This window comes from Calothrix sp. 336/3 (assembly GCF_000734895.2).
GTDB lineage: Bacteria > Cyanobacteriota > Cyanobacteriia > Cyanobacteriales > Nostocaceae > 336-3.
The window spans coordinates 4,534,801-4,547,879 of sequence record NZ_CP011382.1 but is presented as its reverse complement, the minus strand read 5'-3'; the positions used below and the strand labels follow the sequence as shown (position 1 = coordinate 4,547,879).

Here is a 13,079-nt window from a genome sequence, read left to right as displayed (position 1 = left end):
TTCCCCTGCCCCCTGCCTTATCCCAACTATAAATATTTACGCCGTTCTACTTATCACCCCCCCTTGGGACGACGCAGTTCTTGGGAACCAACAGGCTGCAATAATTTATTTAAGTCACTCAGTTGTTCTGCTGTTCCCATGGCAATCAACACATCTCCAGCGATAAATACTGTATCCGCATTTGGACCACCAATTAAAGTCCCATCATGACGACGAATCGCTAAAACCAAAGCTCCAGTTTTGGCTCTCAGTCTTGCCTGTGCTAAAGTTTGTCCGACAATCGGGCAGACTCCAGGGTCAAGGCGCACCTCTTCCATGTAAAGTCTTCTATCGGAGCCAGAAATAATCCCATCCACAAAATCCATAACTTGGGGACGCAGAGCCGCCGCCGCCATACGTTTACCACCGGAGATATAAGGGGAAATCACCACATCCGCACCCCCGCGTTGTAATTTTTGTAATGCTTCCTCCGTACTAGCTCTGGCGATCGCTCGAATTTGAGGATTCAGAGTTTTTGCTGATAGGACAATGTATAAATTTTCTGCATCTGAGGGTAGAGCCGCAACAATACAAGCAGCTCGCTCCACCCCTACCTTGAGCAAGGTTTCATCTAAGGTGGCATCGCCCTGATAGAGAACATAACCCTGTTCTTGGGATTTTTGAATAGATTCAAGATTAGAGTCAATAATTACAAAAGGAACTCCCTCGGCTCGAAATTCCTTGGCGATTTGTCTACCTGTGCGACTAAATCCGCAGATAATATAATGCTCTGATAGGGATTCCATGATGCGTCGCTGTTGTTGTAATTTAATACCTTCTTGAAAGTACCCTTGAATGACAGCCTCTGTAAATCGATTAACTATATATCCGATATTGATTACACCCATGATAATCAGAGCAATAGTAAATAATCTACCCCGACTCCCCAAGGGATTTGTTTCTCCGTAACCCACCGTTGCCAGGGTAATAATTGTCATGTAGGCAGCATCTTCCCATGACCAACCCTCAACGAAGCAATACCATAAAGTCCCGATGACAAATACACCACCTAAAGCCATCCCTCCTACCATTAGCTCTTTCTGGATGCGTTGATATTTTTGTTCCAGAGTTGAATACACAGTCTTCACCATCACCCATTCAGAAATGCGATCGCAGTCCTATTTTATTGGCGTTAGTCTAGATTTCGAGCCGATACTGAGATATTCCAGTACTTGTAGCAAAGAAACAAGCAAATGACACTAATGATACGGTTCTAAATCTAGAGCCGAGAATCTAAAATTACCAAAGTGTGAGTTGGTAAAATCTTAGTAAAAAATAAGATTTTCTTAATGATTGGTATCAAGCTAGTAAATGATTCTAAAATAAAAGATTTTCAGGAGTGAAGCTGTGAGTCCAGAAACTCTTGTTCCACAACACCCGACAGCTGCGGAGTCAACTCCCTTTGATTCTGATAGCTTCAACCAAGCGGTGATGTCTACCTATGGACGGTTCCCCATCGCTCTAGAACGGGGGGCAGGTTGTCGGGTTTGGGACACCCAAGGACGGGAATATTTAGATTTCGTTGCTGGTATTGCTACCTGCACACTAGGGCACGCCCATCCTGCCATGGTAGAAGCCGTTACACGGCAAATGCAAAAATTACACCATGTCTCTAATTTGTACTACATCCCAGAGCAGGGAGCCTTAGCCAAGTGGATTGTGGAACATTCCTGTGCCGATCGCGTGTTTTTCTGCAACTCTGGAGCAGAAGCTAATGAAGGAGCAATTAAATTAGCGCGCAAATATGCTCACACTGTTTTGGATATCGAGCATCCAATCATTCTCACTGCCCATGCTAGTTTCCATGGACGAACTCTGGCAACAATTACAGCTACCGGTCAACCCAAATATCAAAAGAATTTTGACCCCCTAGTTCCCGGATTTTACTACGTTCCCTATAACGATATTTCCGCTATCGAAACGGCAATTAGCGAATTAGATGAAGGTGATTACCGTGTTGCTGCCGTTATGCTAGAACCCTTACAGGGGGAAGGGGGAGTGCGTCCTGGAGATATTGAATATTTCCAAAAATTGCGAAAAATCTGTGATGAAACAGGTGTACTACTCATCTTTGATGAAGTGCAAGTGGGAATGGGACGCAGTGGTAAATTGTGGGGTTATGAGTACCTGGGTGTAGAACCAGATATTTTCACCAGTGCTAAAGGTTTAGGTGGTGGTGTTCCCATTGGTGCGCTGATGTCCAAGAAATTCTGTGATGTTTTTCAACCAGGAGATCATGCTAGTACCTTTGGTGGCAATCCTTTCGTCTGCGCGATCGCTCTGACAGTCTGCGAATTTCTGGAAAAGGAGCGGATTTTGGAGAATGTGCAAGCTAGAGGTGAGCAATTACGTGCTGGTTTGCGGGCGATCGCCTCTCAATATCCCCAACAAATTACCGATGTGCGGGGTTGGGGTTTAATCAATGGGATGGAATTAAATGCAGACATTCCTCTGACTGCTAGCGATATCGTCAATGCAGCCATCAATCAAGGTGTTTTACTTGTACCCGCAGGACCAAAAGTTGTGCGCTTTGTCCCACCCCTAATTGTCACAGAAGCGGAGGTGAATCAAGCACTGCAAGCTGTGGCTCAAGCAATGGCGAGCTTGGTATAGTTGTATAATTTTATCCCCCGTCTTTGTCCGGGGGACACCATCTTATATTTGCCTACTTTGCCGACACAGGCTCAACTTTGGTGATATTTCGTGATTGACGATCCAGGTGATAAGCTAATTGTTTCTGACCATTGGTGACGTATACTTTGATATTGCACTTAGCAGCAGCTTGGGGATTAGCAGAGATACAATTTTGAGAGGGTTTTACAGAATTTATCCGCAGGTTAATAGTTGATGTTTGCCAACGTTTGCTGGCATCTTGGAGAATTTTTGTGGCGACAAGATTCGGTAAAGTATCATTACGAGGAGGGAGAGTTTTAGTCCCTTCCATGATAATTAAATCTCCTCGATTATTCATACGATACACTGCTTGGATATTATTTTGACCTCTCACGATAATACGATATCCCGGCAAAGAGGCAGTAGTACAAGCTTGCCAAGGTGCAGCTAAACCTAAACAACCATCAAACTGCATTTTTTCGACTTTAGTAATTAATAATTGCCCACTTTCTAACCCTAAATTCTGCGAACCTCTGGATATTAATAGTAGTGCTTTTTCAACAGGTATTTTTCCTAAATGAGCGTAATTTAAACGCGACCAAAGTTGCATTTTTATAGGATTATCTTTTTTAACAAAATAAATAAATTGAACTTGATTATCTGTGATAATGATTTCCCACAAACGGTTAGAAGAAGTTTGTCCATCAAATCTCGGTTCAATGGGTAATGCAGTCCAATCTACTCCTGATGGTTGCAATGTTTCTCGAACACTGACAATTTTTGCGGTATTTTTTCTTAAACCCCAATTTTTTTCAGCATCTGCAAAGACCATTTTTTGAACATCAGCAGGAATGGGATTTGCTTTACCGAGATACTCTCTCCAACCTAGCTTAATCCCCCTATCATCTCGAACATAGTAAACAAGACGTTCAAAATAAGTATCAACGGTAATTTTCCAGGTATCTTTAATATTAGGAGGGTCACAAGTTAAAGGTTGGGTTTTACCTGCACGTAATTCCTCACAATAAAAGGGGTAGGCAACCCTTTCAGCGTTCACGATGCGTTTAACATGACCAGCATAGTCGGAAATGCTCTTGCGATAAATTTGCTGGATAATTTTTTCTGAAAGTAATTTATGGGTAGGTTTGGTGGATTTGCTAGTTACTGGGAATAATTGATTTTTACTAGCAATCGCAGGATGTTCTACCAAAAAATTACCAAAAATTGTACCACTAGCAAAAGTGGCGATCGCCATTCCTAAAAAATATATTTTATCCATAAGTTAATTGCTTGTATTTTTAATTGAGTTTAAATGAATATAGTTTATTAAGGTTTGGGTAGCCAGCTAGAATAGGAAACAAATTTACTTATCTTACCCGTTAAATCAACACGATAAACAATTGTTGGTACACTTTGAAAATTTGGAGGATTGGAGGATTTTGGAGGCTGAGAAAAAGTCGCTTCCCAACCACTAATAATTGAGTTACCACACTCTATTTTGCTCTGATTCAGATTCCAACAACCATCAAAAAATCTAGGTTCAACAAACATTAAGGTTCCAATATTGCCCCTTTGTATGGCATCTTTTTTTACTGTCTCCGTTGCTAACTCAGGAAAACTTTGCATTCCATCTGGTGCTGCTATGTATGTAGATGGATTAGCTGTAGCATTTTCAGGAATATAATAAAAATAACGATTATTTCCACTCGCTAAAACTATTTGCCAACCAGGATTATCAATATTTAAACAAGCTCCCATATCTGGTCGAGTTGGTCCTGGTCCTTTCCCCTGACACCAATTCCAAGTAGTCGCTTTGATACTATTAATTTTTATTTTTTTGTTAATAGAAGCATCCCTATAAACAATATCTTGTAAAACCTTTTGTACAAGTACATTCGGTATTTTTGATGATTTTGAAGAAATCGGAATATGGGATATATTAGGAAAATCAGATAATTTACCATTAAGTTTTACTTGAAATGGTTGTTCTCTACCTGCTACTAAAATACGCCATTCGACTGTAGGTTTAATTTGGCAATTAGTTTGTTGAGAAGGACAAGGGATACTTCTATGAATGCGCTGTGCAGCGATAATTTTTAATTGATGAGGTTGTATTCCTAATTCCTTCGCTAGGGTTCGACGAATTGTCAGATTTAAACTAGCGCGGTTATCCTGAGTTACTTCACCATTATCTGTAACATAATAAATCCAATTTTCTCCTTTTCCACTCATTGTGACTCGATATCCAGGAAGTTTAACTGGTTGACAAGTCTGATTTCTTCCAGGTGTTGGTAAACATTTCTCTATAGTAGTTTTTTCTAATTTAGTTAATTTTATATCTGGCTCTATAACACCTAATAATTGAGCCATATTTTCCCGCAATATCCCTTCATAGGGAAAAGAATTTTTTGCAGAGCTACTGGTACTTGTTGATATTATGGATGTGAATGTAATGGCAAACCCCATACCTAGTAGGGTAAATATTGTATTTTTTGGCATTCCAGGAATTATTAATTATTGGTATATTGTCTTTGTAGCATTCCCATTTCTCAGATAGGAGCATAGTTACGATTTTGGAAACAGGAATTGGGATAAATCAGATGTTTTACATGAAATTCAATTGACTTATCCGATACTGGATACGAGTAAAAAGCTCAATTGGGATATTTTTCGGGAACTCAAACACAAAGTTATCTGTCTAAATTTTAATATTCCAACTATTTACTTATCAAATATGAGCCACACAGTATTTAGTTATTTCACAATTGCTGCAATTGCTATTTCTGGATGGAGTAGTTTTGGTGTAGAAACAGCATCTACGGGTTCCATAGAAAAGAAAGATGCTCCTTTAGTATCAACAAGTTCCACTAGGAAGCAGGAAAGGAATAGGGTACTAATTCAGGAAATTGCGAATTTAGAAGTTGAACGAATTTTATTGACTTCCCGATATACCTTAAACTCATCGCAAGTCAAAACTGCGGACAAAAGACTGCAAGAGCTAAAAAAATTAGCATCTCAGGAACAACCAGGTAGTGAGAAGATAATTAAGGCAGCGATCGCGCAATCAATTACAGCCAAAATAGCCGAATTAGAAGTCAAGCGAATCATCCAGGGTACTATGTATGTTGAGACTGACCCTCGTATACAAGTTTTAAATGAAGATATTCAAAATCTGCAAAAACGTTTTAGCCAAATTCAACCTAGAAATTCTCGAATTACCATCAATCGCGCAGTGGCAAAATCTTTGAAAGGTAAAATATCAGAATTACAAAGCAAACGTCGTCAATTACAAAATCAATATGCTGCCCATGATGTCAAAATTGTCTCGATAAATGAGCAAATTCAACAGTTAGAAAAGCGTTTAAATATGCTGAAATTAAATTAACCTATTTCAGACTGTAATGAATTTAATTGATTAGGTTATGCACAAGCAATATTCTGACAATTTTACCAGTTTTGTGTCGGCGTTTAAATCCTCGTCACAAAACGTAATTACGAATTACGAATTACGAATTACGAATTACGAATTATTTTAATTCCCCCTCAACGTAAACAGCGAATAGCTTCTAATAAACCTCTGGCTTTATTTAAAGTCTCCTGATACTCACTTTCTGGTACGGAATCCGCAACTAACCCTGCTCCTGCTTGCACACTCACTTGACCATTACGTACAACCATAGTACGAATGGCGATCGCTGTATTTAATTGTCCTTCAAAATCATAGTATCCATAGACACCAGAATAGACTCCTCGGCGACTCGGTTCTAATTCATGGATAATTTGCATAGCGCGGATTTTCGGCGCTCCACTCACCGTCCCCGCAGGAAAACAAGCTTTCAATAAATCCCAGGCAGTTTTCACGGGTGCTAATTTACCCACAACATTACTGACAATATGCATCACATGGGAATAGCGCTCAATCACCATTAACTCATCCACCCGTACACTACCACTATCACAGACCCGACCTAAATCATTACGTCCCAAATCTACTAACATGACGTGTTCGGCGATTTCCTTGGGGTCTTGGAGCAAATCTGCGGCAAATGCGGCATCTTCCTGAGGTGTTTTCCCCCGAGGACGAGTCCCTGCAATGGGGCGCACTGTGGCAATTATTCCCCCCTCTGGGTCAGATTCTGCCTTCACCATCACCTCCGGACTCGAACCGATGATTTGCCAGTCCTGGAAGTGAAAATAAGCCATGTAGGGGGAAGGATTGATTTGTCGCAGGGAGCGATAGAGAGCAAAGGGGTCACCTTGATATTCTGTAGACAGACGCTGAGAGATAACTACCTGAAAGATATCACCAGCTTTAATATATTCTTTGGCTTTGCTGACGCTCTGACAAAATTCTTCCTGGGTAAAATTACTTTCATAACCCTCTGTTGTCGTTGCGGTTCGACTTCCCGGAGATTTCCAACTGAGAATCGTATTTTCCGGTGAAATCGGTACAGAGAGTTTTTCTACCATCTGCCAGACGCGATCGCAAGCTTTTTGGTATGCCAATTGTAAATCCACTTGGGGGTCACGTAAATCAGCGTAGGCGATCGCCCAAATTTTCCGCTTTACTTGGTCAAATACCAATAAATGGTCAACCTGCATCCATAAACCATCAGGCAGATTCCGCTCATCCTGAGGATGAATCGAGACACTTGGCTCAATCCACTGAATCAACTCATAGCCCCAAAAGCCGAACAATCCACCAATTCCCGGTGGTAGTTGGGGTAACTTGACTGGTTTATAGGGAGCCAAACAGTCACCCAAGGCTGTAAAAGGGTCGCCTGTAAAAATTAACTGGGAACCATCACGGTGAGTCTGAATAGTCCGGTATGTCCCGTTAGACCCATCCCCCCTCGCTTCCAGCACCCATAGGGGATTACAACCCAATAAACTATAACGCCCAATTTTTTCCCCACCTTCCACTGATTCCAACAAAAAGCTATAGGGTTCTCCAGCACAAACCTTATACCAAGCCGAAACGGGCGTATCTAAATCAGCTACCCATTCCTGATACACAGGTACAAAGTTACCACTTTTTGCTAGTTCCGAAAATTGTGAAAAGTCGGGGGAAATCATAATTACTTTGATTAGAGGATTAAAGACCAGACCAAGAAAGAAGTATGAAGGCTAAAGGCAAACTTAACCATTTTATACTTCAGACTTCACACTTCATCCTTCAATCTAGTCTCTAATCCTGATTAACTATGGGTTGGGCGCATCGTAGGTAGCAACACCACTAAATTTCACTTTAGAGGGGCTGGGATTTTTGCCGATGCTACGGTCTACGTAACGTACTTGTGCGCGACCTGCGTTAACTTTTTCTGGGAAGACACCATCAGCAGGGTGAATCATGGTGGTAGCACCACCGGGAAGAATCCGGTAAATTTTATAGTCTGTTATTTTCATTTTCCGGAATTGAGCGCCCAAGGCGATACCGTACTCTTTACGAGCGATATATAGCAAGTTCTCCCCTGACTTCATGACAGCAGCACCGCCAGTTGGCAGTTCAAAAACTTGCTCTTTGGGGCTAGTCCAAGTAATTGCGTACTTTTCCTCTTCCTCAGCTTTTTTCAGCAAACCGCCAGTGCTACCAGCAAAGGATGGAGTTTGTCCAGAAAGTGTAGTCATAAGGTGTTCTCCCAAGGTTTTTACGGCATCGTAACACCGCTAGCCATCAGATATGGCGATTGTGTAAGGAACTGTAACAGTCTGGGGTGATGGGTAAATGGGTTTGACAGTTAACAGTGAATAGAAAAACATCTTGACTCCTTTCCTTCCCCTTAGCCCTTTCCCACCTTTTCCTGACTGCCTTCAATCATAGGTAAGGTGAAGTGGAAGATACTGCCTTGATTTTTGCCTGTGGATTCTGCCCAGATTTCTCCTCCCCAACTATTGACGATTTGGCGGCAGATGGCTAAACCAAGTCCCGTACCTCCGGTAGTGCGGCGCAAAGCCCCTTCTTCTTGGTAAAAACGGTCAAAAACGATTTCCAGGCGATTGGGTTCAATGCCACGTCCGGTGTCGGTAACTGTCACCTCTACCATCTGTTGATCGTAAATTTCTGCCTGAATGGAGATTGTTCCTTGGGCAGGGGTAAATTTACAAGCATTATCTAGGAGTTTGGCAATCACTTCTACTAGCCAGTCCCCATCTGCCTTAACTAGGGGGAGAGTAGAGGCAATATCCACGGCTATTTTAGGTACTTCATCGAGGTTGCTACGGGTGCGAATGCGACTCAGGGCTAAATCGATACATTCTTGCAGTGCCAGAGATTCAATATGCCATTCCACCCTGCCACTTTCCAAATTTGAGAGGGTGAGGAAATCTTGCACCAACTTCCGCATTCTTTCAGAGTCTGCTAGGGCAGTACTGAGCATGACTTGTTGCAATTCCAAGGGCATATCTGGCTCACTAGCTAGGCTTTCTAGGCAAACTTGGATGGTAGATAGGGGTGTACGTAGCTCGTGTCCAGTGATGGCTATGAGGTTACTGCGGGTGCGGTCTAGGGCTTCTAGTTGTTGGTTGAGTTCTTCTAGGTTGGCATAGGCTTCAGCTTGAATTAGGGCAGCACCAACTTGGGTGGCGATCGCCTTGGCAACATCTAATTCTCCTATCTGCCATTCGTGGGGTGTGTCACCACAGTAATGTAATTCCAGAATTCCGAGTAATCTACCTTGAAACAGGATTGGTTCCATTAACCAAGAACGAATCCCATACTTTTGTATAAGTTTACAAAGTCCTTTGGATTTGCTCACACGAGAATCATTCAAGGTATCAGCAACACAAACTCCTTCAAATTGTAAGACTACCTCCTCGAATAAAGGGTTATGCCCTAAATCCCAGGTTTGTCCGAGAAGTGAGGAAACACCTAAGTTTAAAAACTCGTGTTCGATGGTGGCTTGAATATCTGCTGCTTGGGCACGATAAATTAGGCAACGACAAGCTCCTAAATGTTGCCCTAATTCTTGAACTGCCACTTGCAGAATGTCCTGGGTATTGAGCGATCGCCGAATTGCCGTACTAATTGAATTGACTAACCGTTCTTTTCTCGCCTGGGCGGATATGGAACGGTAGGCTTTATGTAATTTGTACTGACTTGCCTGTAAATATGTCACCAAACGTTGCACAAAGGGGTCGGTATCAATATCACAAGCATAGGCTCCTGCCTGTTCCCCCATTTCTAAACTTTGGTCTCCCCCAATACCAAACCTTTGCCGTGCCAATTCCACTTTCTCGGCTAATTCTGGTCGATAAATCAAAATCCGAGTCAACAACAATGCCGCAGCTTGCAGACTGACATTCCTCTCTGCCGTCCAAATACCTTCAAATCGCCTTGCCGTATCCGTATCCAAAGCCGGACTTAATTCTCGCAAACGCCGATTTTTTGCCAGAGAACCCTGACTTTCACGGCAAACTAAGCAGGTAGCATAATTTTGGGCAATTACGACTAAATGCCATTCTTGACTCAAAGCGTCGTCTGTTTCAAAGGCGATTTTTTCATAGTATTCCGAACTATTGACAAAATCCGTCTCTGGTGCGGACAAAACGTATATTTGATTGCTACGCTGTGCTAGTCGTTGATAGCGATGCGCTTCTTGGCGGTAAAAACGCTCTCTTTGAAAACTAGCTATGACCAAGGGTTTCTCCAAATTTGCCGCCAAAACTTGGTCTTCCATTGCATGGGAGAGGGCTGTCAGAGAAGCCTTGAAATATAGCTGCGGTCGCAGATTGGGTAGTGCCTGTAGCAGTTCACTCAGGACAGAAGTTGAAATGCTCATGAATGTCGTTAAGCAAGCCCTATAGGGACAATATTCATGTCACAACTGCATTGTACAGATTACAACGGACTCTCAAGGCAAGGAAACGGTTGCAATATGTAAAGAATGCTAAACAGTTATGTTGCAAGCAGTGGCATTGCACACAACAGCCATTCACATCATATCAGTGATGAGTTTTTGTCCAACGACTAAAATGACAAAAAGCCAGAGAGCGATCGCCCCCCAGCTTTCACAAACCCATCTGATGCTCTGTACTAACCTCGATTCTTCTCCAACAACAGCATCATCATTAAGCTCAAAATTATCTGTTGCTCCTCTCGCCCATCAACTTTGTCAATGGGTTTAATAGTAAACTTGCGGGAAAGAAACGAAGGAATTTTTTCCAACCGCATAACTACCGTGCCATCTTCCCGGCAAACAAGGTAAACAGGATTAAACACATAACCCATTCGTGACAGGTTAAAGTTATCAACAATTTGTCAATGAGTAATAATGCTTAAAATATTGCTAAAAATAGGGTAGAAAACGCAATTTTTTGGCATAGCGATCGCGTCATCTTAAAAAACATCACTCATTCTTACCCGACAAATTCCGTAGAAGACGAAATTTGATACCTAACTATAGTTTCAACTTCTAGCGTAACTACTATTGACAAAACGAATTTTGTCTTAACCTGTCACGAATGCACATAACCTGTAAACATACCCACAACGGGAATTTCCGCAAATAGAGCATCCAGGACTTTAATCCAAGGGTTTTTCTCTTGTATGTGGATTTTGCTACTGTCGCCATCAAAGATATCATAACGAGCGCGCCAGAAAGATTTCATCCCCCGACGTTTAACAGCTCCTAAATAATTGCCATCCGCATCTGTAAAGTCATAACGAGCGGAAAAATCGATAATCCGATCAGCTTTAATATAGTAGAGAGGACGTTGCTGCTCCCCATCCGCAAAGACTGTAATCGCTTCTTTGAGCTTAAAAAGTTTCTGTTTGACGTAAAATACCAAATTCTGTTGAGCATCAAGCACGGAAATTTGCGGTGCTAAAGCCCAAAATTTGAAAGTGAGTTCTAAAGGATATTGCATTGGTGAAGTACCAATTTTTAAAGTTTCCTTTTTATTAATCCCAATCCCACCTATAAAATAACGGAAAATTATATTTAATATTTGTAGAGACGTTCCCACCCGATAGAGACGTTTCGCGGGCATATCTCTATGATATTGTTTTGCTAGACACAGGATTCATCGATAATCCTCCCAATGGATTTACTGGAGAGAGGATATTTGACCATCTGCCTGAAAAATCGAGAATTAGCCGATAAAACACTGCTCTCGATAGCTTTATGCTCTCATACCAGTTTCTATTTCCAACCCCGCGAATTTTGATATAATCTACAATCTGGAAGTTGATGTGTGTTATTATCGGCTTCTCTGCGCTAGGATGAAAAACGGTGTAGGTGTGAACCACCTGCATTTATGCCCTTATATGTACATCATTACAAGGCAAAAAAAATACGGAGATTAACAACCAGGAAACAATTAGCATGGTCAATCAGAAATCAACTGCTACTGCTGAAATTGGGTTTACTCACGAAGACTTCGCTGCTTTACTAGACAAATACGACTATCACTTTAGCCCTGGTGATATAGTACCCGGTACAGTTTTCAGTATAGAGCCACGGGGCGCTCTGATTGACATAGGTGCGAAAACAGCCGCTTACATACCCATACAGGAAATGTCTATCAACCGGGTGGATAGCCCGGAGGAAGTTTTACAATCAAACGAAACCAGAGAGTTTTTCATCCTCACTGATGAGAATGAAGATGGACAGTTAACTCTTTCCATTCGCCGTATTGAGTATATGCGGGCATGGGAGCGAGTGCGTCAACTGCAAGCAGAGGATGCGACTGTCCGTTCCGGTGTATTTGCAACTAACCGAGGTGGTGCGTTGGTGAGAATTGAAGGACTCAGAGGATTTATCCCTGGTTCCCATATTAGCACCCGTAAACCCAAGGAAGAATTGGTGGGAGAAGAGCTTCCCCTGAAGTTTTTGGAAGTAGATGAAGAACGTAACCGTCTAGTACTTTCCCATCGTCGAGCGCTGGTTGAGCGTAAGATGAATCGTTTGGAAGTTGGCGAAGTAGTGATTGGTACAGTGCGTGGTATCAAGCCCTATGGTGCGTTTATTGACATCGGTGGTGTCAGTGGTTTGTTGCACATCTCCGAAATTTCTCATGAGCATATTGATACACCTCACAGTGTTTTCAATGTCAATGATGAAGTGAAAGTGATGATCATTGACTTGGATGCTGAACGTGGTCGGATTTCTCTGTCTACTAAGCAGTTGGAACCAGAACCAGGTGACATGATTAAGAACCGTGATTTAGTATACGATAAAGCAGAGGAAATGGCTGCCAAGTATCGTGAACAATTACTGGCGAAACAGCAAGGTATTCCTGTTATGGAAATTGAAGAGGCTGTCGTAGCTGAAGATATTCCCCCAGCAACTGAAGAGACTGTCGTAGCTGAAGATATTCCCGCAGTAGCTGAAGAAGAAATTCCCGCAGCGACTGAAGAAGAATAAATAAATAACTGTGAATTTATCTGAGAATCTGGGAAAGAGGGAAAACCCTCTTTTTTTATTGCT

At 42.0% G+C, this 13,079-nt stretch carries 10 protein-coding genes and 1 pseudogene; 3 read left to right on the top strand and 8 right to left on the bottom strand.

The genetic code is table 11. From position 1 onward, the window contains the following. Positions 1-53 precede the first annotated feature (53 nt). Positions 54-1,118 carry a TrkA family potassium uptake protein gene (locus tag IJ00_RS18910; RefSeq protein ID WP_035159319.1) on the bottom strand — a complete coding sequence of 355 codons (1,065 nt, stop codon included), beginning with the start codon at positions 1,116-1,118 and terminating at the stop codon, positions 54-56. 268 nt (positions 1,119-1,386) lie between these two features. Here IJ00_RS18910 and IJ00_RS18905 point away from each other — a divergent pair, with 268 nt between their 5' ends. Then, complete coding sequence (locus IJ00_RS18905) at positions 1,387-2,652, top strand: aspartate aminotransferase family protein (protein WP_035155517.1); 1,266 nt, start codon at positions 1,387-1,389, stop codon at positions 2,650-2,652. A 52-nt stretch (positions 2,653-2,704) separates the two neighbouring features. Here the strand turns inward: IJ00_RS18905 and IJ00_RS18900 are convergent, their stop codons facing one another. Continuing rightward, positions 2,705-3,931 carry a hypothetical protein gene (locus tag IJ00_RS18900; protein WP_035155514.1) on the bottom strand — a complete coding sequence of 409 codons (1,227 nt, stop codon included), beginning with the start codon at positions 3,929-3,931 and terminating at the stop codon, positions 2,705-2,707. Positions 3,932-3,978: 47 nt separating this feature from the next. Continuing rightward, a complete protein-coding gene (locus IJ00_RS18895) occupies positions 3,979-5,151 on the bottom strand; it encodes a hypothetical protein (RefSeq protein ID WP_144416059.1) in 1,173 nt (390 codons plus the stop codon). A 235-nt stretch (positions 5,152-5,386) separates the two neighbouring features. Here IJ00_RS18895 and IJ00_RS18890 point away from each other — a divergent pair, with 235 nt between their 5' ends. Next, a complete protein-coding gene (locus tag IJ00_RS18890) occupies positions 5,387-6,037 on the top strand; it encodes a hypothetical protein (RefSeq protein WP_168163507.1) in 651 nt (216 codons plus the stop codon). A 158-nt stretch (positions 6,038-6,195) separates the two neighbouring features. Here the strand turns inward: IJ00_RS18890 and trpE are convergent, their stop codons facing one another. The 5 genes and pseudogenes from trpE to IJ00_RS18865 all read right to left on the bottom strand — a co-directional run. Continuing rightward, the gene (trpE, locus tag IJ00_RS18885) at positions 6,196-7,728 is read right to left on the bottom strand and encodes an anthranilate synthase component I (RefSeq protein ID WP_035155505.1); all 1,533 of its coding nucleotides are present in this window, start codon (positions 7,726-7,728) and stop codon (positions 6,196-6,198) included. A gap of 126 nt (positions 7,729-7,854) precedes the next feature. Then, the gene (locus tag IJ00_RS18880; protein ID WP_035155503.1) at positions 7,855-8,280 is read right to left on the bottom strand and encodes a photosystem I reaction center subunit II PsaD; all 426 of its coding nucleotides are present in this window, start codon (positions 8,278-8,280) and stop codon (positions 7,855-7,857) included. A 152-nt stretch (positions 8,281-8,432) separates the two neighbouring features. Next, positions 8,433-10,430 (bottom strand): DICT sensory domain-containing protein, encoded by a 1,998-nt coding sequence (locus tag IJ00_RS18875; RefSeq protein ID WP_035155501.1) that lies wholly within the window; start codon positions 10,428-10,430, stop codon positions 8,433-8,435. Positions 10,431-10,684: 254 nt separating this feature from the next. Then, the gene (locus IJ00_RS18870) at positions 10,685-10,870 is read right to left on the bottom strand and encodes a hypothetical protein (protein ID WP_371259614.1); all 186 of its coding nucleotides are present in this window, start codon (positions 10,868-10,870) and stop codon (positions 10,685-10,687) included. Between the two features lie 245 nt (positions 10,871-11,115). Next, positions 11,116-11,517 (bottom strand): annotated as a pseudogene (locus IJ00_RS18865) (hypothetical protein); the annotation flags it as partial. A 458-nt stretch (positions 11,518-11,975) separates the two neighbouring features. Between IJ00_RS18865 and IJ00_RS18860 the strand changes: the two are divergent. Next, the gene (locus tag IJ00_RS18860; RefSeq protein ID WP_035155497.1) at positions 11,976-13,016 is read left to right on the top strand and encodes a 30S ribosomal protein S1; all 1,041 of its coding nucleotides are present in this window, start codon (positions 11,976-11,978) and stop codon (positions 13,014-13,016) included. The last annotated feature ends 63 nt before the right edge of the window (positions 13,017-13,079 follow it).